This is a genomic window from Psychrobacter sp. Pi2-51 (assembly GCF_904846665.1).
GTDB classification, from domain to species: domain Bacteria; phylum Pseudomonadota; class Gammaproteobacteria; order Pseudomonadales; family Moraxellaceae; genus Psychrobacter; species Psychrobacter glaciei.
Map to the genome: position 1 here is coordinate 22088 of NZ_CAJHBP010000023.1, position 25141 is coordinate 47228.

The 25141-nt window shown below is 42.9% G+C and carries 19 protein-coding genes; 9 read left to right on the forward strand and 10 right to left on the reverse strand.

Features of this window, described 5'->3' with window-relative positions; translation table 11 throughout:
• The first annotated feature begins 817 nt into the window (after positions 1–817).
• Complete coding sequence (locus tag JMY08_RS11245; RefSeq protein WP_201593407.1) at positions 818–2026, forward strand: transglycosylase SLT domain-containing protein; 1209 nt, start codon at positions 818–820, stop codon at positions 2024–2026.
• 198 nt (positions 2027–2224) lie between these two features.
• Here JMY08_RS11245 and sthA read toward each other — a convergent pair whose 3' ends face one another.
• From sthA to JMY08_RS11260, 3 genes are all read right to left on the reverse strand, one after another.
• On the reverse strand, positions 2225–3868 hold the full coding sequence (gene sthA / locus JMY08_RS11250; protein ID WP_227669838.1) for a Si-specific NAD(P)(+) transhydrogenase: 1644 nt from the start codon (positions 3866–3868) through the stop codon (positions 2225–2227).
• Positions 3869–3946: 78 nt separating this feature from the next.
• Complete coding sequence (locus JMY08_RS11255) at positions 3947–4354, reverse strand: hypothetical protein (RefSeq protein ID WP_010198794.1); 408 nt, start codon at positions 4352–4354, stop codon at positions 3947–3949.
• A gap of 102 nt (positions 4355–4456) precedes the next feature.
• Complete coding sequence (locus tag JMY08_RS11260) at positions 4457–5353, reverse strand: pyruvate, water dikinase regulatory protein (RefSeq protein ID WP_227669839.1); 897 nt, start codon at positions 5351–5353, stop codon at positions 4457–4459.
• A gap of 805 nt (positions 5354–6158) precedes the next feature.
• Here JMY08_RS11260 and ppsA point away from each other — a divergent pair.
• The 5 genes from ppsA to rplI all read left to right on the forward strand — a co-directional run bounded on the left by ppsA (position 6159) and on the right by rplI (position 11145).
• Positions 6159–8543 (forward strand): phosphoenolpyruvate synthase, encoded by a 2385-nt coding sequence (ppsA, locus tag JMY08_RS11265; protein WP_189581369.1) that lies wholly within the window; start codon positions 6159–6161, stop codon positions 8541–8543.
• Positions 8544–8670: 127 nt separating this feature from the next.
• The gene (locus tag JMY08_RS11270) at positions 8671–9660 is read left to right on the forward strand and encodes an RDD family protein (RefSeq protein WP_201593408.1); all 990 of its coding nucleotides are present in this window, start codon (positions 8671–8673) and stop codon (positions 9658–9660) included.
• 303 nt (positions 9661–9963) lie between these two features.
• Entirely contained in the window at positions 9964–10368 is a 405-nt protein-coding gene (gene rpsF / locus JMY08_RS11275) for a 30S ribosomal protein S6 (RefSeq protein ID WP_010198801.1), read from the forward strand.
• A gap of 16 nt (positions 10369–10384) precedes the next feature.
• Entirely contained in the window at positions 10385–10615 is a 231-nt protein-coding gene (gene rpsR / locus JMY08_RS11280) for a 30S ribosomal protein S18 (RefSeq protein ID WP_010198808.1), read from the forward strand.
• A gap of 20 nt (positions 10616–10635) precedes the next feature.
• The gene (rplI, locus tag JMY08_RS11285) at positions 10636–11145 is read left to right on the forward strand and encodes a 50S ribosomal protein L9 (protein ID WP_010198811.1); all 510 of its coding nucleotides are present in this window, start codon (positions 10636–10638) and stop codon (positions 11143–11145) included.
• Between the two features lie 99 nt (positions 11146–11244).
• Here rplI and JMY08_RS11290 read toward each other — a convergent pair whose 3' ends face one another.
• A complete protein-coding gene (locus JMY08_RS11290; protein ID WP_201593409.1) occupies positions 11245–12624 on the reverse strand; it encodes a PLP-dependent aminotransferase family protein in 1380 nt (459 codons plus the stop codon).
• Positions 12625–12964: 340 nt separating this feature from the next.
• Between JMY08_RS11290 and JMY08_RS11295 the strand changes: the two genes are divergently transcribed.
• Both JMY08_RS11295 and JMY08_RS11300 read left to right on the forward strand, forming a co-directional pair.
• Positions 12965–13828 carry a DMT family transporter gene (locus JMY08_RS11295; RefSeq protein ID WP_201593410.1) on the forward strand — a complete coding sequence of 288 codons (864 nt, stop codon included), beginning with the start codon at positions 12965–12967 and terminating at the stop codon, positions 13826–13828.
• Positions 13829–14074: 246 nt separating this feature from the next.
• Positions 14075–14299, forward strand: a complete 225-nt coding sequence (locus tag JMY08_RS11300; RefSeq protein ID WP_201593412.1) for a hypothetical protein — start codon at positions 14075–14077, stop codon at positions 14297–14299.
• 64 nt (positions 14300–14363) lie between these two features.
• Here the strand turns inward: JMY08_RS11300 and JMY08_RS11305 are convergent, their stop codons facing one another.
• Complete coding sequence (locus JMY08_RS11305) at positions 14364–15233, reverse strand: LysR family transcriptional regulator (protein WP_201593413.1); 870 nt, start codon at positions 15231–15233, stop codon at positions 14364–14366.
• A gap of 107 nt (positions 15234–15340) precedes the next feature.
• Between JMY08_RS11305 and JMY08_RS11310 the strand changes: the two genes are divergently transcribed.
• Positions 15341–15841: a lactoylglutathione lyase family protein gene (locus JMY08_RS11310; RefSeq protein ID WP_010198723.1), complete on the forward strand. Its 501-nt coding sequence runs from the start codon at positions 15341–15343 to the stop codon at positions 15839–15841.
• A 345-nt stretch (positions 15842–16186) separates the two neighbouring features.
• On the opposite strand, the gene JMY08_RS11315 is transcribed toward JMY08_RS11310, so the two are convergent.
• The 5 genes from JMY08_RS11315 to JMY08_RS11335 all read right to left on the reverse strand — a co-directional run bounded on the left by JMY08_RS11315 (position 16187) and on the right by JMY08_RS11335 (position 24859).
• Complete coding sequence (locus tag JMY08_RS11315) at positions 16187–17842, reverse strand: BCCT family transporter (protein ID WP_201593414.1); 1656 nt, start codon at positions 17840–17842, stop codon at positions 16187–16189.
• Between the two features lie 233 nt (positions 17843–18075).
• On the reverse strand, positions 18076–19719 hold the full coding sequence (locus tag JMY08_RS11320; protein WP_189581353.1) for a BCCT family transporter: 1644 nt from the start codon (positions 19717–19719) through the stop codon (positions 18076–18078).
• Positions 19720–19886: 167 nt separating this feature from the next.
• The gene (locus JMY08_RS11325; protein ID WP_201593422.1) at positions 19887–21152 is read right to left on the reverse strand and encodes a PQQ-dependent sugar dehydrogenase; all 1266 of its coding nucleotides are present in this window, start codon (positions 21150–21152) and stop codon (positions 19887–19889) included.
• Between the two features lie 209 nt (positions 21153–21361).
• The gene (gene clpB, locus JMY08_RS11330) at positions 21362–23959 is read right to left on the reverse strand and encodes an ATP-dependent chaperone ClpB (protein ID WP_201593415.1); all 2598 of its coding nucleotides are present in this window, start codon (positions 23957–23959) and stop codon (positions 21362–21364) included.
• A gap of 330 nt (positions 23960–24289) precedes the next feature.
• Positions 24290–24859 (reverse strand): L,D-transpeptidase family protein, encoded by a 570-nt coding sequence (locus JMY08_RS11335; RefSeq protein WP_201593416.1) that lies wholly within the window; start codon positions 24857–24859, stop codon positions 24290–24292.
• Positions 24860–25141: the final 282 nt, after the last annotated feature.

Genomic DNA, 25141 nt, shown 5'->3' on the forward strand with positions numbered 1-25141 from the left:
TCCACTATATAACCGCATATTAGTACTTGAAGAAAGAACGTTTTGTCATGAAACTTCCCATTTATTACAGCTTCCGGTTATGGCACTAAAATAATGCTGGTAGTCATTTGAGACTTTATCATGCTACATAAGTGATAAGGCTTTAGACTGCTATCCATTGAAATACTATGTTTGCACTATATGTTTTAGCAACATGGTATTTTTTTATTTTTAGTGTCGCGATGATGGTATTAAATCACCTGTTTGATAAAAAGTGACACAAACTATCAAGCTTGATTATTTTACTTACCCTTATTGCTGGACAAAAAACTTTAACAGCCAGCTATCCTATTACTAGTGAGTCAAGGTATAGCCAGCCATTAAAGTTAGCATCGTAAAAACAGATGAATGTATTTGCTTAATTAGCAAATGATTACATCAATATTTTGCACGATGTCTTTGTCTCAATGACTTAATCATGACCTTACCTGTGTTTGACATATAGTTGTTTGGCCACTAGCCATATTTAGTTATCGATGAAGGAATCATCTGATTTATATCCTTCGCGTCGTTGTGCGTCCAGTTTTTAAAATTAATATAAAAACATTATTTTAGAACGCTTTGATAACTCACCGATAGCTGGCTGACGACAAACTACCCCACTAACTCTTAGAGAGAGTACGCTAGTGGCGCTATAGTCAAACAAGATAGAGTGGCATTTTTCCTATTAAAAGGTGCGACTTTATTTAAGATGCGATATCGATATATGTCAATATTATGGTCATATATTTGTACGTGTTTTTGCGGTAAGAAGGATGGCTAAAACTAGGAGACATCCATGCAGCGTATTACTTATCGTGTAAAAGTATCTGCGCAAGGGGCCAAACGCCGTATCTCATATTTACTGCGTCCATCTAAACGCCTACTGAACACTAAAAGTAACCTCGTTACATCCGTTAACCCTGTTACTTCAAGTCGTTTTGCCAGAACCAAAAAACTGGCACAAGTTTCTAGTATTGCCCTGCTCTCTTTACCAGCTGAGAGTTTTACTACCATGGATTCACAAGTGCCAACTTATGATCAAGTTATGCTGGAGAATACCTTAACCATCGCCGCTGTCCCTGGAGATAGCACTTATTTTGCGACGGATGGTTTTCAGCACGGCTTCGGTTATGATCTGGTACGTACCTATGCTGATGAGCTAGGCGTAGACGTCAATCTAAAAGCCTATGCCAGTGAAAAAGCTGCTCTCAGAGCGGTGAAATCAGGTAATGCTGACATGGCGTTGACGACCGCCAGCACCCAACTAAAAAGCCAACTAAATTTATCTTCCGTCAATGTCAGCTGCGGTTATGATGCCAGCTTGACCAAAAATGGTCTACATCCCAAGGTCAGCTGGACTTTCAATTCAGCCAATGATCCGCTATCGCAAAAAGCCAGTTACTTCTTGTGCGACAGTATCAAGCTTGAAAACACCCAAAAGCTAGCGGCTTTTTATAATCAGAACTTGCTAAAAGATGCTTATAGTCAGGATCACTTCCAAAGAACGCTTACGGAAAAACTGCCTGATTATCAATCCTCGTTTGAAGAGCAAGCGCGTAACTACAATCACGACTGGGAATTGCTGGTGGCCATGGGTTATCAAGAGTCACATTTAGACGCCAATGCGGTATCGCCAACAGGTGTACGCGGGCTCATGATGCTGACTAACAATACAGCAAAAGCCATGGGCGTCTCAGATCGCGTCGACCCTTATCAAAGCATTGGTGGTGGCGCACGTTACTTAGAGCAAATGAAGTCAGACTTTGCCGATGTACCCAAAACTGACCGTATTTGGTTTGCCCTTGCTGGCTATAATATGGGGCCGAATGCGGTAAAAAGCATTCAACGTAAACTGAGAGCTCAAGGTATTGATGACAAAAGCTGGGCAAATATCTATGCTTACCTTGCTGAAAACAGAGCGTCCAACAGCCGTTATGGGCAAGCGATGCACTACGTTAGTAATATCAGAAGCTATCTTGAGACTATTAAAACTCAGACTGTTTAAGTGATTGTTTTCTGAGTGATTTTTTAAGTGATTGTTTTTTAGTCTCGTTTTATCAGCCCCATTGTGTGAGTCTCGTTCTAAAATAGAGTTAAAAAAACCTTTTTAGTAAATTTATTTTAGGATGGAATACACAACAAAAAAAGCGCCTAGCGATATCGTTAGGCGCTTTTTTATTGTTATTTCAATCTTTATAACCGTTTAAAATACGCGGTTAAGACCATTTAGCGCCGCGACGCGATAGGCTTCTGCCATCGTTGGATAATTAAAGGTCGTATTTACGAAGTACTCAAGCGTATTGTTACACTTCATGACCGCTTGTCCAATATGGATAATCTCTGAGGCGTGGTTGCCGTAGCAATGAATCCCCAATATCTCAAGCGTCTCACGGTGGAATAATATCTTTAGTACCCCTGTACGCTCACCGATGATCTGGGCGCGAGCGAGATGCTTAAAGAAGGCTTGTCCCACTTCATAAGGTACTTGCTCATCCGTTAGCTCCTGCTCGGTCTTACCGATACTGGAGATTTCTGGAATGGTATAAATACCTGTAGGAACACTCGAAACTGGCTCTGCGTCGCTATCACCAACCATAAAGGCTGCTGCACATCGACCTTGGTCATAAGCAGCAGAAGCCAGAGATGGCCAGCCAATCACATCGCCAGCTGCATAGATATTTTCGATATCAGTACGGTAGGTATCATCCACTTTTAGCTGACCACGACTATTGGCCTCTAAGCCGATAGCCTCCAAGTTTAAGCCTTCCGTATTACCTGAGCGACCATTAGACCAAAGAATCGCATCAGACTTGATTTTTTTACCACTCTTTAAGTGCAAAATCACACAGTCATCATGAGTCTCAAGATGATCAATCTCTTCGTTATTGCGGATAAGGACACCAAATTGTCTAAAATCATGCGCTAGCGCATCACTGATTTCACTATCTAAGTAGCTGAGCAGCTTACCCTGATTGTTGATCAAGTCGACTTTGTAGCCCAGACCGGTAAAGATAGAGGCGTACTCACAGCCGATCACCCCAGCACCATAAATGATGATTTTTTTGACCACATAATCCATTTGCAGGATTTTATCCGAATCAAAAACGCGCGGATGATTGAAATCTAAAATCTCAGGACGATAAGGGCGGCTACCAACGGTAATGATGGCTTTGTTAAAGGTAACGGTTTCAAAGACATTTTCATCAAGCTCAACACGAATGGTATGCGCATCGGTAAAGCTTGCCCAGCCATGAATCACTTCAATCTGATTGCGCTCATAAAAGCGAGTATGGGTGCTAACTTGATTGCGTATCACTTTACGAGCGTTCGCAAGCACCTTGTTTAGTGGTACTTGGTGATACTCCATCGCCTTGGTAAACATAGGATCACGGCGAAAGTTAATCAAGTTAAATACTGATTGGCGTAACGCTTTACTCGGAATCGTACCGACATGAGTAGAATTGCCCCCGACTTGCTCACGCGGATCGATAACCACGACTTTTTTGCCTGATTTAGCAAGCTTCATGGCGGCCGCTTCACCAGCGGGACCCGCACCCAACACCACCGCATCATATTCAAACTGATGCTTGTCACCCTTGATACGCTCAGAGTCTCTAGTAAATCCTGACTTTACATCAATACGGGTATCATCTAGCGGATTGACCAAGTCAGGGTGGTGCATGATGTCGTCGGTGACTTGCTCATGTGTTTGTTCGATTTTTTCTTTTTTATTTTTGTCTTCCGTATGTTCAGGATTTGGCGCGGCGCCGCTTTTTTTATTAGATACTTCGGTATGAATGTCTTCACCAGTGTCATTGGTAGCATCGCTAGTATTTTTGCTTCCCATTGTGTCCTCTTTATTTCTTTGTTTGTCTGTCTTTAGGCTATGAATGAATCAATGCAAAGATGCGTCAGGGTCATGCTGCTAAGGAGTGCCCACCATACGTTGTGATAGGATGTTTTGCAATGTCCAATGCCCTGTCAAGCTTTGTTTGCCTTCATCTATTTGTGGACGTGCACTAATTATATACTCGGTACCAAGGCTCGGTTTAAAGTCATCGATCCAATCATAAGGAATCTGAAACACGCTGCCATCTTTGCTCGATTTGGCCAACAAGCACTGCATCGGTAACGCTGAAGCGCACGCCACACGATTTGGCATGACAGTAAGCGTTTGCGCTTCACCCAACACAATCGTTGGAACATAACGGGGCTCAGGTACCGGCTCACGTGCAAATGGCGAGGTCTGACAAGCACTAAGCAAAGTCGCGGCGCTTAATAACAGGCTAGTAAGTAATAAAGGTGTCTTTCTAGACTTATAAGATGAACTCATAATATTCTCTATATGGTAAAGGCATTGTTTTGAGTGAAATTGTTCTATATAAAATGGTACAAATTATTTTTGTCAACGCTAACGTCTTATTAGCCACCAGCATTAACCAATACGGCGTTTAAGACCCGTCATCTGTAAGATACGTGTGGCAATTTCTTCAACCGACATCTCTGAGACGTCTAAGCTAGGAATACCATGAGTGATATAAATACCTTGTATCGCCCGCTGCTCTTGCTGGCATTGCTGATAGCTTGAATAACGACTGCCTGCACGGCGTTCTTGACGAATTTTGACCAAGCGATCGGTATCAATGAGCAGACCGAACAATTTGTCTTTGTGCTCACGCAACGCTTTTGGTAATTGATTGTCGTACAAATCATCTTCGGTCAAAGGATAGTTGGCCGCACGGATACCGAATTGTAAGGCTAGATATAATGACGTTGGGGTTTTGCCCGAGCGTGAGACTCCAACCAGAATAATATCAGCCGCGTCATAATGACGTGTGCGTGCGCCATCGTCATTGTCCAAGGCAAAATGAACCGCGTCGATACGTTCCTTGTAGGTTTCGGAATCGACGTCATCGTGTGCATGACCTGAGTGTCCATCTGGCTCCACCCCGGTCTCTTCGGCAACACGACCAATCAAGCCCTCGTACATATCTAAGTTACAGCTGGTCGCTGAGTTGATTTTTTCGCGAATTTCAGAGTTAACAATGGTATCGAATACCAAAGGCAACACACCATCACGTTGATAAGCCATGTTAATTTGCTCAACAGCGTCTTCGGCGCGCTCTAAACTATCGACATAAGGCAGTACGCGCGTCTCAAAAGGAACGGAAGCAAACTGACTTAAAATAGCACGTCCAAGAGTCTCAGCCGTAATAGCCGTACCATCAGAGATAAAAAATGCACTTCTTATGGTTTGCGAATTGTCTAAATTTAACGCATCATGATTTTGTATCGTCGGCTTATTTTGTTCAGATAGATTGCTTGAGTACATAACTTTGATACCTCGGTTGAAACCCTAATATTGGCCTGTAACTGGCTTATTTTTTTGACTGTCTTTTGATCAGTCATCATATTTTAATGATTGATTCAATTATTCGCGCAGGGCGTTTCACTTTTCATTATACGCATAATAGAAGCTCAATAGAAATCAATGTTGTCGACAAGCGACGACAAACACCCCGCTCTTTCTTTCGATATTGTCCTGCACAATTTCGTTTTATTGACTAGGGTCTGTTGAACATTCAAATGTGGTACTGGCAGTGTCTATTTTTTGCCAATACGCAGTGAAATTTTTGACGCCTAGTCATTCTAGGGTAGACAATTTCGCCATGTATTGGCAAAAAATAGCCCTGCCCTGAAAGGCTGATGCTAAAATCACCCCAAACGTTGTTGTAAACCTAGCTAAGGTCTCGACATTATCGTCAGTTTACGCCTAGTTTGATGCGATTTTAGCAATCAGCAGTCCTAATATTTGAATGTTCAACAGACCCTATATAAGTCCCAATATTATGTCCTATATATAGTAGTAAAAATCCTAGGAGTATTTTTGGACAGATTTTACTCATATTTAGGGGTTTTGATGACAATTATGGCACCCTATTATTTCGGTAGCATTGACATTTTGGCTCGGTCTTAAAAGTAAAACCGTCAGGCAGCTGACGTAAATTATGTAGCAAACCCGACAATTTGTATCTTTTTGACGAATTTTTTGGTTCTAGGTCTCGAAATTATCCAAATATAGGGGTATAATTGACCGTTATAATCTTTACTAAATAACCTTATTTTCTGGAGTTATCATGGCAGCGCAATCTACAGCACTTGTAATCAATCTTGATCAGCTAGGAAAAGACGACATTGAGATGGTCGGCGGTAAGAACGCCTCATTAGGTGAAATGATCAGCCATTTGTCTGATTTGGGTGTTAGTGTTCCAGGCGGATTTGCCACCACTTCAAATGCATTTAACCGTTTTTTGAACGAAACTGGCTTGCTTGACAAAATCAACAGCGAGCTAAAAACATTAGATGTTAATGATGTAAAAAAACTTGCAGAAACGGGTAAAAAAATTCGTACGTGGATTATTGAGCAAGAGCTGCCAAGCGATCTAGAGCAAGAAGTGCGTCAGTCATTTGAAACCATGAGTGGCGGCGATGACATCGCGGTTGCTGTCCGTTCTTCTGCGACTGCCGAAGATTTGCCAGATGCCTCATTTGCCGGTCAGCAAGAGACTTTCCTAAACATTCGCGGTATTGATAACGTTCTGATTGCCATTAAAGAAGTATTTGCGTCTCTTTATAACGACCGCGCAATCTCTTATCGTGTACATAAAGGTTTTGAGCACGAAGGCGTTGCATTGTCTGCTGCTGTACAGCGCATGGTACGCTCAGAGACCGGTGCTGCTGGTGTGATGTTCACGCTAGATACAGAGAGTGGTTTTGATCAAGTGGTCTTTATCACTTCAAGCTATGGCCTAGGTGAAATGGTCGTACAGGGTGCGGTTAACCCAGATGAATTCTATATCTCTAAGCAATTGCTCGCCAATGGCAAGCCTTCGGTTATTCGCCGTAACCTAGGCAGCAAGCATAAGAAAATGATCTACGGTGATGAAGGCAGTACGACTAAGTCTGTCAAAACCGTTGATGTTGAAAAACAAGATCGCATGCAGTTCTCGCTATCTACCGAAGAGCTGACCTCACTTGCCAAGCAAGCGATGACCATTGAGAAGCATTACGGTCAAGCGATGGATATCGAATGGGCAAAAGACGGCGATACCAATGAAATCTTTATCGTTCAAGCCCGTCCAGAAACCGTAAAAAGCCGCCAAGACAGCAATGTCATGGAACGCTATATCATCAATACTACTGATGCAAAAATCTTATGTGAAGGCCGCTCAATTGGTCAACGCATTGGTGCGGGTAAAGTACGTATCGTTAGCAACCTAAACGAGATGGACAAAGTACAAGACGGCGACGTCCTCGTATCAGACATGACCGATCCAGATTGGGAGCCAGTCATGAAGCGTGCCTCTGCCATCATCACTAACCGTGGTGGTCGTACCTGTCATGCAGCTATTATCGCCCGTGAGCTTGGCGTACCGGCTATCGTCGGTTGTGGTAATGCCACTGAACTGTTGGTTGATGGTCAAGACGTCACTGTTTCTTGTGCCGAGGGTGATACTGGTTTCATTTATGAAAGCCAAATTGACTTTGAAATACAGACCAACTCTGTTGAATCTATGCCAGATCTTGCCTTCAAGATTATGATGAACGTTGGTAATCCAGATCGCGCCTTCTCTTTCACCCAAATGCCAAACGAAGGTATTGGTCTTGCGCGTCTTGAATTCATCATCAACCGTATGATCGGTGTGCATCCAAAAGCCTTGCTAAACATGAACAGCTTGCCACGTGAGATATCACAAGCAATCCAAGAGCGTATCGCTGGTTATGCTTCACCTGTTGACTTTTATGTTGATAAATTGGTCGAAGGCATCTCAACACTAGCGGTTGCCTTTATGGATCAGCCAGTTATTGTTCGTATGTCAGATTTCAAATCAAACGAATACGCTAACTTGCTTGGTGGTAAGTTATACGAGCCGTCAGAAGAAAATCCAATGTTGGGCTTCCGTGGTGCCAGTCGTTATGTCTCTGATAATTTCCGTGATTGCTTTGAGCTTGAGTGTAAAGCCCTAAAGCGCGTACGTGATGAGATGGGTCTGACCAACGTCGAAATTATGATTCCATTCGTCCGTACCGTTGACGAAGCCGCCCAAGTTATTGAGTTACTCGAGAAAAACGGTCTAAAACGTGGTGAGAACGGCCTACGCATCATTATGATGTGTGAGCTACCAACCAACGCGTTATTAGCAGAAGAGTTCTTAGAACACTTCGATGGCTTCTCTATCGGCTCTAACGATTTGACTCAGCTAACGCTTGGTCTTGACCGTGACTCAGGTATCGTCTCGCATCTATTTGATGAGCGTGACCCTGCTGTTAAAAAGCTACTGTCTATGGCGATTGATGCTTGCCGCAAAGCGGGTAAGTATGTCGGTATCTGTGGTCAAGGTCCATCAGACCATCCAGATCTTGCGTTCTGGCTCATGGAGCAAGGTATCAGCTCAGTGTCATTGAACCCTGACTCAGTACTAGATACTTGGTTCTTCTTAGCTGGTGAAGAAGCAAAGTAAGCCGTAATTTAAGTCACAGCGGTAATTCACACAGTCATTGAAGATACAACCATTAGGGTCTATTTGAAAAATCTTGAATAGACCCTAATACTATGTCTTACAGTAGCGACTTAATATATGACTAACTATGCAGGCAATTATGCAGATTTTCTTAGCTCGAAATAACGTACAAGCCGGTCCATATAATTTGGATCAGCTCAATATTATGCTGACGTCTGGTGAAGTTTTACTGGATGATTTGATTTGGCACGAAGGCTTAGACCAATGGCAGCGAGTTGGCAACTTGACGAACAATCAAGGGGTTTATCGACCTACTAGCATTAGCAGCCCTGAGGTTAATGACTCTATTGTCAATAATGTCACCGTGTTTCCCGAAGATACTGAAACCAGTAGCACTGAAGACGGAAAAAGCGTGTCGTTAGACAGACTATATGGTAAGCCTGAACGTCCAAAAGACAATGCCAAAGCAGATATGACCAGCAACCGTCATCACACACCGCATAATAATGTGTCATTAAATAAAACGGCTGCTAATAAGAATATCACAGCCAAAGATAAAGTCGTTGGCGATGTAGTACTAGCCCCGATCATGTCACGCATATTGGCAACTGCGCTCAATGGCTTATTGTACTTGCTAGCCATCTTTCCACTTGGATTAGCATTAACCAAAATGGATGTAGACTATAGCAAGTTTCAAAATATCCAAGACATGGATGCCGCTTATCAATATTCAATGACGCTGATGGAGAGCCTTCCTAGCAGCACATTGATGATATCGCAAGTCATGGTTTTTGGCTTGTTTGCGTTACAGTTAGTATTTATCACCATGCGTGGTCAATCACTGGGCAAGCTGATTACAGGTATTCGCGTCGTGGATCAAACCACGCATCGTCTGCCTTCTTTTATCAAGCTCATCGGCACACGTACTTTGCTATTGTTCATTATCTACAACTTACTGTTTTCATTCACCAGCTTTTTAGGTTTTGTGATTGTCGCCATTCATTATTATATGGCCTCAAAAAGCCCGCAAAATATCGGCTGGCATGACAAGCTTGCCAAAACGTTGGTGGTAAAAGCAGATAGCAGTCAATTGGTAAAACAGCCCAAAGTAAAATAGCAACGTTTTGAGCGTTTTATCAAAAATAAGTCTTAGATGATGTCAAAAAAGTAGCTTTTTATCGTGGCTTTTTATTGATACAGATCATTGATACAGAAAAATTTATTGTTTTCATGTTTTTATTGGCAGCTGCGCAACGATTAACCTTTGTGTTAATCGTTGCGTACTGTTATAATACGGCGCTTTATAAACTAAGCTTTTTTCCTATTATATTTTGTTATATTTGATGGGAATACAGCTTACCTTATAAATCTCCTTGCTATTAACATAGGGTTAATAGCTACTAATCCGTAAGGAGTCATAATGCGACATTACGAACTGGTGTTAATTGTACACCCAGACCAAAGCGACCAAGTGGTCGGCATGGTTGAACGCTATATCAAGTTAGTTCAAGACAACAACGGTGTTATCCATCGTTTAGAAGATTGGGGCCGTCGTCAACTGGCTTACCCAATCAACAAGATTCACAAAGCTCATTACGTTCTTTTCAACATTGAAACTGACGGTGAGACTTTAGCTGAACTTGAAGAATTATTCCGTTATAACGACGCGATCATTCGTAGTCTAGTTATGCGCCGTGACGACGCTGTCACTGAAGAGTCGCAGTTAGCCAAGAATGCCGATGAAAAACGCGCACGCAAAGCAACTACTCGTCGTCCAGACAGTCGTGAAAACGATAATGACGACAACGACAACAGTGAAGACTAATTAAAGGAGAATACTCATGGCACGTTTCTATCGCCGTCGCAAATTCTGCCGTTTCACTGCTGAAGGCATCACTCACATCGATTATAAAGATGTTGAATTGCTAAAACAGTATATCAGTGATAATGGTAAAATCGTACCAAGCCGCATTACCGGTACATCTACTAAATATCAGCGTCAACTAGCTACTGCTATCAAGCAAGCTCGTTACTTATCGCTACTTCCATACACTGATAACCATCAGGGTTAACCGTTAACTAGGAATGACTCATGCAAATTATTTTGTTACAGCGTATCGTCAACCTTGGTAAACTCGGTGAAACTGTCGATGTAAAACCAGGTTACGGACGTAACTTTCTTATCCCATTGGGCAAAGCTCTACCTGCTAATAAAGCTAACATTGAAAAGTTCGAAACACGTCGTGCCGAACTTGAAGCTGAAGAAGCGAAAGAAGTAGCTGTTGCTCAAGAACGTGCTGATGCATTGACTGACGTTAATGTTATCATGCGTGCTAAATCAGGTGACGAAGGCAAGCTATTCGGCTCTATCGGTACTCGCGATATCGCTGAAGCATTGACTAACTCAGGTCTAGAAGTAGACCGTGCTGAAATCAAGCTACCTGAAGGCACACTACGTCAAGTGGGCGAATATAATGTTGATATTCAACTACATCATGACGTTACTGCTAGCATCTTAGTCACTATCCTATCTGAAGATGGCGATGACCAAGATACAGCTGAAGAAGCTACAGACGAGAATGACAACTATTCTGAAGAGTAATCTTTGAAATAGTTAGACTCAGTCTATAAAAAGCCAGCAACCTTGTGTTGCTGGCTTTTTTTATGTCAATTCATTCAGCGCACACATCGGCTCAATCTCTTAATCCAATGACTCAGCCAACACTTCATAGATCCTAGCGTCTGATGCTTGTGCGACATTGAAACGCATAAAATGCTCAGCGTTCTGAGCTTGACTAAAGACATTACCCGGAGCCAATAACACGCCCTTTGCTAAGCAAGCGTTTGCTAATTCAGCCGCGTTGTTACCATCAGGTAGCTGACACCAAAGAAACATGCCAGCTTGTGGTAATAGACAGGGAGCTATACCCAATTTAGCCAAGCGTGGTAACGTTTGCGAGCGTGCTTTTGCCAAGCGTAGATGCATAGCATTCATATGTTTTCGGTAACCACTATCTGTCAGTGCAGATAGAACCACTGCTGCTGCCAGCTGCCCACCACCAAAACCTGTGGCTATTTTTAAGTCTAATAGACTCTCTACCCAAGCAGTTGGTGCCGCAATATAACCGCAGCGCAATGATGCAGATAAGGTTTTAGAAAAGCTACCGATATAGAATACTTGCGATAAACCATCTAATGCTGCCAACCTAGTTGCTGGAGTAATCTCAAAGTCAGCAAAAATGTCATCTTCAATGATATATAACCCAGCGGCTTGTGCCAGTTGCAACACTTTATAGGCTGTGGCTGGTGACAATGTGGCGCCCGTAGGGTTATGTATCGCAGCATTGGTTATATAAAGGCGCGGCTTATGCTCATCTAATACTGCAGCGAATACATCAACATCCGGCCCAGTAGAGGTGTAAGGTACTCCTACCACCTTTACCCGATGTGCTTTTAATAACGCATGAAAATTAAAGTAACAAGGATCATCTACGACTACGGTATCACCTGGTGTCAATAAAAAACGACAAATCAAATCTATGGCCTGTGTACCAGACTCAGTCAACATGACCTGCGACGGTTCCGCGTTTATCCCCAAACCTACCATACGCCTAGTAAGTAGTTGGCGCAATTCTAATAATCCCAATGGCGTGGCATACTCGCTCATCACACTCGCACTGCCCTTTGCCACACTACGCAATCCGCGACGCATACCTTCTTCATATAGCCAGTCAGGCGGTAACCAGCCACATCCTGGCTTCAAAGCATTATCAGAAGTTTCAAGCGATTGCCTCGACACCCATAACGGATCTACGGCTCGATCAAGCTTTGGAGCAATATCTGCCAAGGATAGTGGTGGCGTAGACTCGGCAACGTAAAAGCCAGCACCTGGACGCGAGTATATAATCCCATCAGCTTGCAGCCGCTCATAAGCTTCTACGACTGTCGACGGTGAAAAACCGTGATTTTTAGCAGCGGCGCGTACCGAAGGCAAACGTGTACCGGGTATGTAGATGACAGTAGCAATCTTTGCTTTTACATCCGCTCTTACCATCTCAATACGAGTCGATCCAATTTTCATAATTCTCTATTCTCTATTCTCTATTCTCTATTCTCTATTCTCTATTCTCTATTCTCTATTCTCTACCATGCCATTATCTATGCTTTACCAAGTCATGCTTAGCCGAAAAATTTATTATGCTTGGCTACCGTGAGTTGGCTCAAAGTCAGATAAATCTAAAATAGCATTTATCTGGTTTCAATGATCAAACATAGTTATACCAGCCTACCTTTAGTAAATACGCTTCATACTGTATGGGCTATTGACACCAAACAGTTCGGTATAATTGTACTGTATTGTACGTAGATAACCTACCAAACATTTGCTTTAATCAACGTATCAAAAATACAGTGGTAGGTTTATGAAAAACACAACTCAAGGTTGGATGAATGGATTTATCGGTGTCGTTATCTTTGCAGGCTCTTTACCAGCTACCCGCTTAGCAGTAATGGGTTTTGATCCTCTATTTTTGACTGGAACGCGTGCGACGTTAGCCGCGTTGCTCGCTATCACCGTCTTAATAATATTCAAACAGCACCCACCAACCAAGGCTGACCTACCCGCTCTAAGTGTTGTCGCTCTAGTTGTGGTCATTGGCTTTCCTTTGTTAAGCGCGTTGGCTTTACAGCATGTCACCTCGGCACACGCCATTGTATTTTTAGGAATATTACCGCTGTTCACTGCTATATTTGCCGTTTGGCGCGGTGATGAACGCCCACCCGCTTTATTTTGGTTATTTGCCTTGTTAGGTAGCACCTTTGTCGCTGGTTACGCGGCTATGAGCAGTAGTCATACGCCTTTGTTGGGAGGCTTACTAATGCTAGGCGCTGTCATCGCTTGTGCTCTAGGTTATGCAGAAGGCGCACGGTTATCACGCACTCTTGGCAGCTGGCAGGTGATTAGTTGGGCTTTGGTTTTATCATTACCAATGCTACTTCCCGTCACGTGGCTAACGTGGCCAAAGACATTCACAGACATCAACATTACCGCTTGGGCAGGATTATTCTATGTGTCTTTGTTCAGTATGTTTATCGGATTTTTGTTTTGGTATCGTGGATTGGCATTAGGGGGTATTGCTGCTGTTGGGCAATTACAGTTGCTACAGCCTTTTATGGGTCTTATGCTAGCGGCAGGATTACTACATGAGACCGTTAGTCTTGGCATGGTAATAAGTACATTGGGAGCATTAGCTTGTGTGCTCGGCGCGAAAAAATTTGCGGTGTAGGCAGCTTTTATTTATGAAAACCAATCGTTCACTATTAAAAATCAGATAACATAGAGACCCCTATATGCTCAAGTTTGTATGCTCAATCACTTACTATTGCACCCAATTTTATAATGATATGTTTCAGCAACAAATAAGCTAAAAAACATATACTTAACAATAAGATACTCCTTATCAAAGCCTCTTTATTATTACTAGTTAAGTTGCTATTATCATTTTATCTTTTCATGAATGAGATAGAACTATATGATAAGCACTGACGATAAATTAATCTGCACACAAGGTAATGACTTTTATTTAGAAGGCGAAGTCTATACTGTAGGTAGAATCGTTAACAATAAGTATTTTCAGTTGCTAACCGGTAGCAACGATGATCATTGGTATGCCACTTTAGGTGACCAAGGGATTTATGTAAGCTTCGACTCTATGACTGCTCAAAGCAGCAAGGCTTGGTTTGATAAAATAGCTTAGTAAAATCCTTATTCCCGTATTTATATACTTTGCCTAAGAAAATTTGTATACGCCTGTCATACCTTTATAGCCATTTTTTTACTTCCTCAATGACTGTATGCACTCTATTAGAGAGCGCATGCTGTCGTCTTAGCGCAAGGTATAGCGTCTCGCTAACCGCAACTGGCAGATAATGACTGTTGATAAGCTCAGGCTTTGGATAAGCTGCCACTGCATGCGCTGGCAAAACAGTAAAGCCAATTCCCTTACTGACCGGCTCTAAAATTAGACCAATTTGATTAGAAAAACCTTTTTTCTCAAAATCATTGATATGCTGGAATTGCTCATAATTGGCAGTCAGTAGCATGCCTGCATGATGGGCACCGTCTGGATGATCGATAAAGCCAAGCTCAGTGAGCTGCTCCCAGCTCGGCTCTACCATGCTCGCTGGCGTCACCAGTATCAACGCTTCTTGCGCCATAGGCTGGCAACTGACTGTCTCATCATCTGAGATATCCGTCATAAAACCAATATCGATCTCGTGATTGGCAAGCGCCCGCTCGATATCAGCATTGGGTGCAAAGCGATAATCAATCACCAATTTTGGATGCTGCTGCTGTAGCGTCAACAGCTTTGGGTATAGCTTAAGTCCAACACTTCCCGGTGACATCAACCGCACCAATCCTTCATAAGGTGGATCCTCGCCAATTCGCTGCTCCAGATTGGATAAGCGCTGCAATATATCTCCTGCCTCCTTATAGAGCTGCTCACCTGCATTGGTCAATGAGAATTGCTTTCCTTGTCGAATCAGCAAATTCGTATCCAACTGCTCTTCTAGCTTACTTATGTGCTGGCTCACACCAGACTGCGTCATATGCAGACGTTCAGCCGTACGCGTAAAGTGACCAACTTCCGCGAGCGTACAGAAAGTACGCAACCATGTGATATTCATCATTACATTTCATACTTATTTATATAATATTTGATAATTTTACATAATGACGGTGCGTTTGTATACTGGCCTCACGTTAAACAAGAGTACAGCAAACAGGAGCACAAGCTATGAACAACGTTTATCCAAGAAGCTTTTCGCACATCGGTCTTTCAGTACCTGATTTGGACGCTGCCGTAAAATTCTATACTGAAGTGATGGGTTGGTACACCATCATGGAACCAACTGAGATTGTTGAAGATGATAGTCCGATTGGTGAAATGTGTACTGAAGTATTCGGTTCAGGTTGGGGCCGCTTCCGTATCGCTCACCTATCTACTGGTGACCGTATCGGTGTTGAGATTTTTGAATTTAAAAACCAAGAAGATCCTGAAAACAACTTTGAATACTGGAAAACAGGTATTTTTCACTTCTGTGTTCAAGATCCAAATGTTGAAGAGCTGGCTGAGCGTATGGTTGCAGCAGGTGGCAAAAAGCGTATGGAAAAACCACGCTACTACTACCCGGGCGAAAAACCTTACCGCATGATTTATATGGAAGATCCGTTCGGCAACATCGTCGAGATATACAGCCATAGCTACGAGCTTATCTATAGCGAAGGCGCATACTAAGTACAGTATAAATTTGGCTTATATCTGATTGAAAAACCAATAGCGTACTCATAACCTGAGTACGCTATTTTTATTTGCGTGCGTTGTCTATCAGTAATCTACTTGCACTCAGTTGCCTTGCGCTCACTTTAAACTATAGTCAAAATACCTCAAAAACGCTACGATACTGCTGATATATCGATATTACTTTTCACTGACTATACTTTAACTATATAGCACTGAAGCAATCGTTTACGCAAAAGATGAATGCAGATGATGGCTTTCCACTTATTGAAAATATAAAAATACAGTGACATAAAAAATCCCAGCACAAGGCTGGGATTTTTAGCAAATATCTAAAGCGTGTTAATCATTAGAGTCTATGATTTTTGGTGGACCTGTAAGTAGGTCTTCATCACGGAATTCATTAGCAGAATTGTGCTCTGCTGACTCCTCAGTCGTGAACCATTGCTGATTACGATACAGTATCAAACGATCTCGGCTCAATCCGCGTAGCAATGAATACATCATCACGACAATCACAATAGCAAAAGGAAAGCCCGAAACAATAGAGGCCGCTTGCAGTGCACTTAAACCACCTGCTGCCAATAATACAGCGGCGATAACGCCTTCAGCACCTGCCCAAAACAAACGCTGAATCTTCGGTGGATTGGTATCGCCACCTGAGGTCAGCATATCAATAACAAAGCTGGCTGAATCTGATGAGGTCACAAACCACAGTACAATCATGACTACAATGAGTAGGTTGACCGCCTCTGTTAGTGGATAAGACTCCATTAACTTAAAGATAGCACTACCGGTATCTGCTTTAACGGCTTCGATAAGACCCGGACTGACAAGGTTAGGATCTGCCGCTGCCATCAGCTCCATATTCACCGCAGAACCACCAAAGGCAGTAAACCACAAGAATAAAATCGTGATAGGAATTAATAACACCCCTAATATGAACTCACGGATGGTGCGACCTCGAGAGATACGGGCAACAAACACTCCAACAAATGGTGACCAACTAATCCACCATGCCCAATAGAATATTGTCCATGAGGATTGCCAGTTTTCCTCTCCACTATAAGACTCTGTCCACAGACCTAGTGGCACAATTTCATGCAAATAGTTACCGATATTTTCTACAAAACTATTAAAGATAAACTGAGTAGGCCCAAAGATAATCACAAAGCTTAGCAATATCACCGTGAAGAATATATTGGTATCACTGAGACGCTTAATGCCTTTATCTAGTCCCATGAACAAGGATAACCCTGCTAGCATAGTGATAAAGCCGATCAAAATAATCTGCACCGTAATATTGTTGGGCACACCAAACAGTGTCTCAAGACCAGAGTTAATCTGTAAAACACCAAGACCTAACGTGGTCACTACCCCAAACATCGTACCAAATACGGCAAGCGTATCGACCGTATGACCCCAACCACCGTAGATTTTTTTGCCCAATATTGGATACAAGGTGGAGCGGATGGCCAATGGTAATCCTACTCGATAATGAAAATAAGCCAAGGATAGCGCGACCATGCCATAGAGCGCCCATACATGTAGACCATAATGCAGGAACGAGATGTTCATCGCCTGCTTAGCAGCGGCGACTGTTTCCGCCTCGCCTAATGGTGGAGCCATGAAATGATACAGCGGCTCGGCTGTGCCCCAATAGAGCAGTCCAATACCGATACCTGCTGAAAACAGCATACCAATCCAAGAAACCAGATTGTACTCTGGTCTCTCATTCTGATGACCGAGCCTGATATCGCCATAGCGGCTAAATATCATATAAATACTCATGACCAACGTTAAATTGACCACCACAATAAAGAACCAGCCAAAGCGTAAAGAGACAAATGCTTTTGCTTGGTTAAATACCACTTCTGCTTGTTCGTTGAATAATGCCCCAAAGATAATGAAGGCAAGTATCAAAATCGCTGAAGTCAAAAATACAGGTTTACTTACCCGCGGAAAAGGGCCTAATCGGCCAACTTTTACATGATCCATAGGTATATCCCCAAAAAAAGTGCGTAACCATACCAAGGTATGAACGAATTATCAAATATAACGTTTTGTAAACACTGCCAAATGTATAGAAATGGTGGTAACACTTCGGTACTAATTTTCAACAATTCGAATTTAGACTGAATAAATTTAAATATCTTTATCCAATAAAGAAGCCCCAATTTACGAATAAATTAGGGCTCCTATTAAAACAGCTCAAATGACTATTTTACTTATTAGTCACCTTTCACTATCTTGGGTGGCCCTTTTAGCAAATGCTCATCAACGAATTCGTTCGCTGAATTATGGTCTGCTGATTCATCTGTGATGAATTGCTGCTGCGCTCGATATAGAATCAAGCGATCGCGACTAAGACCACGTAACAATGCATACATCATAACGAAAATCACTAAGGCAAATGGCAGTCCTGCTACGATAGCCGCCGCTTGTAAGGCAGACAGTCCACCAGCCGCCAGCAAGATAGCTGCGATAACGCCTTCTGTGGTTGCCCAAAACAAGCGCTGTATTTTTGGTGGATTGGTATCGCCACCAGCAGTCAACATGTCAATGACAAAACTGGCTGAGTCTGATGAGGTTACGAACCACAGCATAATCATCACTACAATCAGTAGCGTAATTGGTTTTGCCAATGGATAGTACTCAACCAATTTAAAGATCGCACTACCAGTATCTGCTTGTACCGCTTCAACCAATCCTGGACTGATACCAGACACAGCAGAGGCAAGCTCCATGTGAACAGCAACGCCACCAAAGGTCGTAAACCAGAAAAACAAAATCATCATAGGAATGAGTAGTACACCAAGTACAAACTCTCTAATCGTACGACCACGAGAGATACGGGCAATAAAGATACCAACAAATGGTGCCCAGCTAACCCACCATGCCCAATAAAATATCGTCCAACCACTCTGCCAATCCGTTCCACTATAAGACTCGCCCCACGTACCTAAAGGAACAATCACTGTCAGATAGTTGCCGATGTTTTCAATAAAGCTATCAAAAATGAAAAGTGTCGGCCCTAAAATAACCATAAACGCCAATAAGACGATGGTGAAACCAATATTGATATCACTAAGTCGCTTAATACCTTTATCTAGACCCATCAAGACCGAAGCCGCTGCAAGCGCTGTAATGAAAGCGATCAAGCCAAACTGAACCGTAAGACTGTTAGGCGTACCAAACAGCTTTTCGAGTCCAGAATTGATCTGCATCACCCCAAGCCCAAGCGAGGTGACCACACCAAACATCGTACCAAACACGGCCAAGATATCGACAGTATGTCCCCATCGGCCGTAAATTCTTTTGCCGAGCAAAGGATACAAGGTTGATCGAATCGATAATGGCAAGCCACGACGGAAATGGAAATAGGCTAAAGACAGCGCCACAATCGTATAAATGGCCCAAGCGTGTAATCCCCAATGCATAAATGAGATATTCATCGCTTGCTTTGCAGCTGCTACCGTTTCGGCCTCGCCCATTGGTGGTGCCATAAAGTGATACAACGGCTCCGCTGTACCCCAGTAGACCAGACCAATACCAATACCTGCAGAAAACAACATACCAATCCACGAAAACAGATTGTATTGTGGTCGCTCTGTTTGATTGCCTAGCCGAATATCACCATAGCGACTCATTGCTAAGTAAATACAGAGGGCAAGCGCTGTATTGACTAGGATAATAAATAGCCAACCGAACTTGTCAGTAATAAAATTTTGTAAAAAACTAAAGAGCGCCCCTGCTGTTTCCGTAAACAAAGCGCCAAAAATAATAAATCCGACAATTAACAACGTCGATGTTATAAACACAGGTTTACTCACCCGTGGAAAAGGTCCTAATCTGCCTACTTTTACTTCTTCCATGTGCAAGTCTCAAAATTCAAGGAACATTACCTTAACAAAATAGGCCTTAACTATCAATCAATTACAAAATAAAACTTGATAAAACCTTTAATTTACTCTAAAAGACTTAACAATTTTTTTTAGAATAACTACATAAATATAAAATCAAAATTGGTTTTATTATGATATTACTTAGGCAGTAGTCTAAGTAATTGCCCCCCATTACCATCTTCCAATGCCCACACTTGCCCATCTACTGCCAGCACACTGCGGATACGTTCGCCCATATCGTAGCGATAGCGTTCAGCAGCGGTGTTGCCTTCATTGAAGCCGACTACGATAAGTGCCTTAGAGGATAAACCACTAATCAGGGCATTGCCTTGCCAACTAGGAAAGTCATTATGACTACCCGCCGCGTATATGCTGATGGAAGATGGAGATATGACTGGCGTCCAAGTGATTTTGGGTGCAGCAAACTCAGGCTTTGTGTCATGATCAGGGATATCAAGACCTGAGTAATTGCGTCCATTGGACACAACTGGCCAGCCATAATTATTACCTTTTTCGATGAGATTGAATTCATCGCCGCCTCTTGGCCCCATTTCATGTGCCCAAAGCTGTCCACTGTCATCAAATGTCATGCCAAGCACATTACGATGACCTATCGTCCAAAACTGCTTGGCGATGTCATTCGTATTGTCCAAAAATGGATTATCTGCTGGGATAGACCCGTCAGCATTTAGGCGTATAATTTTACCCAAGTTGACACTCATATCTTGAGCTGGGGTTTTTTCTTGGCGCTCGCCTGAGCTGATATATAGATAGCGTCCATCAGGTGAAAACAGCAAGCGATGGCTATAGTGTCCTTGCCCTTTTACTTTTGGAGATTGCTCCCAGATTGGCGTAATGGCTTGTAACGTTGGCGTATCTGTCTCTAGTCCTGAGAGCGTTGCCTTGATGACTTTAGCACCAAATGTATTGCTGTCACCTTCCGTGTCTGCTTCCACATAGCTGAGATAAACTGTATTAGAAGTAGCAAAATCTGGTGCTACTATTATGTCTCCCAATCCACCTTGGCCACCATAAGCGACTTCGGGAACACCATCGACCCTCGTTTTGGCACCCGTCGAGGTATCTACAATGAACAGCTCACCTGTTTTTTGGGTCACCAGCAATCTAGGAGATTTGCTATCTGCGCTGGGTAATGCAGCCATAGCCCAAGGCTCATCAAAGGTTGCAATCTCGGCAGTAGTAAAGTCAGGCTTGTCTACGCTGATTTGAGCATCACTAACTTTTACATCGGCTTCAGAGGTTTGCGTCTCTTTGGATTCTGCCGCATCGTTGCTGGTATTTACCGATGAAGGATTGGAGCAAGCCGAGGTGCTGAATAATAGAGCCGCGATGATTAAGGGCGATGTCAAAGGTTTGCCTAGACGTTCAATATTGGTTGTCATCATTTTTCCTCTTTATCTAATTTGCACTTATATTATTAGTCATTCATTCATTCATTCATTCATTTATAGCATAGTCCTGATATTTAAATAGTAAAAGAATAGTAGCGCAAAACGCGCCCCTAAACGTAAAAGCCCCTTATCTACGCTCGCAGATAAGGGGTTGAGTTTGAGAGTATAGTTAGCTCATAAAAACTTCAATGCTAGATTGATTAGCTCATTCTTAGCTTATTAAAAGACAATCTATCGTCTGCGCCAACATCGACTTTGATGATATCACCAGCGACAAAGTCACCCGATAATAGCTTCAATGACAATGGATTTTCAATCTCTTGCTGAATGGCACGTTTGAGCGGACGCGCACCATATACAGGATCATAACCGACCGCGACCAACTTGTTCATCGCATCCGCTGATAGCTCGATATCCATCTCACGATCATGTAAACGTTGACGCAAACGATCTAACTGGATAGAAGCAATTCCTGCCATTTGTGACATACCAAGTGGATGGAAGACCACAATCTCATCGATACGGTTGACGAACTCTGGGCGGAAATGCTGACCAACAGAATCCATGACTTCAGCTTTGATATCCTCGTAGCTTTCACCAACCATTTCTTGGATTTTATGCGATCCCAAGTTGCTGGTCATGATAATCACGGTATTTTTGAAATCTACCACACGACCTTGTGAATCCGTCAAACGCCCATCGTCCAATACTTGTAGCAAGATATTGAACACATCAGGATGCGCTTTTTCGACTTCATCAAACAAAATCACACTATAAGGCTTACGGCGAACAGCTTCAGTCAACGCACCGCCTTCTTCGTAGCCAACGTAACCTGGAGGCGCACCAACCAATCGACTGACACTGTGTTTCTCCATGTATTCACTCATGTCGATACGCACTATCGAGTCTTCACTGTCAAACAAGAAGTTCGCCAATGACTTGGTCAGCTCAGTCTTACCGACACCCGTAGGTCCAAGGAATAAGAACGAGCCTGAAGGACGATTGGGATCAGACAAGCCAGCTCGGCTACGGCGTACCGCATTGGCTACCGCTTCAACTGCTTCATCTTGACCAATCACGCGCTCATGGAGTTTCTCTTCCATTGCCAGCATTTTTTCACGCTCGCCCTGCATCATTTTGTTGACTGGAATGCCTGTCGCAGCCGCAACCACTTCCGCAATCTCATTATCCGTGACTTTATTACGTAGCAGTTTTACCCCACTACCTTCGCCTGTCTGCTCTTTTTGTTCTGCCAAGTCAGACTCAGTGATACGGCGCTCTAGCTGTGGAATGGTTTCGTATTGCAGCTTGCTCATGGTCTCATAATCGCCTTCACGACTGGCTTTGTCATACGCAATACGGGCTTTATCCAGCTCGTCTTTTAGCTGCTGACTACCTTTGACCAATGCTTTTTCTGCTTGCCAAATTTCATTGAGATCAGCGTATTCTTTTTCTAGCTCTTCAATTTGTGCATTGAGTGCTTTACGCTCTGCTTGCGCACCTGCATCTTCTTCGTTTTTGAGCACTTCACGCTGCATTTTTAGCTGAATCAAACGGCTATCAAGCTTACCTAACGATTCAGGCTTGCTGTCCATCTCCATCCGCAAGCGACTCGCGGCTTCGTCGATTAAGTCAATCGCCTTGTCTGGCAACTTGCGATCAGTAATATAACGGTGACTCATCCGCGCAGCAGCAATAATGGCGCTGTCTTGAATATCGACCCCGTGATGCAGCTCATAGCGCTCTTTGAGACCTCGCAAAATTGCAATGGTGTCTTCGACCGTTGGCTCATCGACCAACACTTTTTGGAAACGACGCTCAAGTGCCGCATCTTTTTCGATGTATTTGCGATACTCATCTAGTGTCGTCGCTCCGACACAATGTAGCTCACCGCGTGCCAATGCTGGTTTTAGCATGTTGCCTGCGTCCATCGCACCTTCAGATTTACCGGCACCGACCATGGTATGCAGCTCATCGATGAATAAAATGACGTTGCCTTCTTGCTTGGCTAAATCGCTCAATACGCTTTTTAGACGCTCTTCAAACTCACCGCGGAATTTTGCGCCAGCGATTAGCGCCCCTAAGTCTAACGACAGCACTTCTTTGCGACGTAGACCTTCTGGCACATCACCATTAATAATTTTTTGCGCCAAGCCTTCGACGATAGCCGTCTTACCGACACCCGGCTCACCGATAAGCACAGGGTTATTTTTAGTACGGCGTGACAGCACCTGAATGGTACGACGAATCTCTTCGTCACGGCCAATCACTGGGTCTAGCTTGCCAAGCTCTGCTTGTTCCGTCAGATTAATCGTATATTTATTGAGTGCATCACGCTGATCTTCAGCATTTTGGTTATTCACCGTATCATCACCGCGTAGCTGCTCAATCACGACTTTTAGTTTGTTTGCCGTCACGCCAGCACTCTCAAATATCTTTTTGGTATCGCCTTGTTCAGCCAGTGCCAACATTACCCATTCGGTGGCGATAAAATCATCACCTTCTTTTTGCGCTTGCCGATCGGCCAAGTTCAAGATTTTGACTGAATTTGGGTTTAAGTTAACGTCACCTGTCGGCTCCGAAATGGTCGCTTGATTGTCCAATGCCTTTGCGACACCGTTCTTTAACGCTGGAATAGACGCACCTGCTTGTTGGCAGATAGACAAATTAGATTCATCTTGCAGCAATATGGCAAGCAGATGCACAGGATCGATACCTGTATGATCGCGACCTAGGGCTAGGCTTTGTGCTTCTTGAATAGTGGATTGCAGTTTTTGGGTAAATTTCTCAAATCTCATATTCACATCCCTTTATAATTAGTATTTACAGCAGATGCTTTATAGTCTAGCGACTACTGTTATCTGTCATTTATATAAGGTATATATGTTCTTATTTCAAGCCAATTATCGAATAAAACCTTACTATAAGCAATGATATTTAGCTTTGACTATTGATTAATATCATTTAAGTATATTTTTAAGAGGAATTAAAAGGTATGAAGAGGAAAGCAGTGCTATAAAAAAGCGAGCAGAAGGAGAGTAAAAGTACAACAAAGAACAAAATAAGCGAGTCTGACACCCTATCTGATTGATATAGAATTAAACCGTGTCATCGAAAATTCAATCACTCTACTCTACGATTTCAATCGTGGTACCTACCTTGACTGCAGCCATGATTCCATCCATCTCATCATCGGTCACGGCAATACAACCATCTGTCCAGTCGCGTTTTTGATTGAGCCATGCTAAATGACCAAAGCCATTCATCTGACCATGAATCATAATATCACCGCCCGGATTGACACCAAGTGATTTGGCTTGCGCTTTATCAGCCGCATTTGGATAACTAATATGAATGGAGCGATGGGCAATAGAGTTTTCATTTTTATAATCTAAAGTATAGTTGCCTATGGGTGTACGTTCATCGCCTTGTTGCTGCTTGTGACCTACTGGACTGTCGCCCAATGCAATATGATAAGTACGAATCACATCATCGCCGCTCAATAATTGCAAACGGCGTTCAGATTTATCGACAAAGACTTTATCGATAATAACGTTATTAGCAATGGGTTGCTTTTTTTCTACAATATGCTTAACCGCAGCAATGGCACTAGTGCTAATAATAGCAGCAAGGCTAATTCCTATTGCAATCAGTAGCCAATTTGCACGCTTGCTAGCATGTGGAAGAAAAAATGACATAGGCTTTAATCCTTATAACCAACGCTCAATAACAGTGAGTCATAATATATCAAAGCACCATGCCAATTTTTGTGAAAACTTCGTGAATCATATCGCAAAAATCTTATTTTTTATAAGAAACTAGGGTCTGTTGAACATTCAAATATTAGGACTGCTGATCGCTAAAATCACATCAAACTAGGCGTAAACCGACGATAATGTCGAAACCTTAGCTAGGTTTACAACAACGTTTGGGGTGATTTTAGCATCAGCCTTTCAGGGCAGGGCTATTTTTTGCCAATA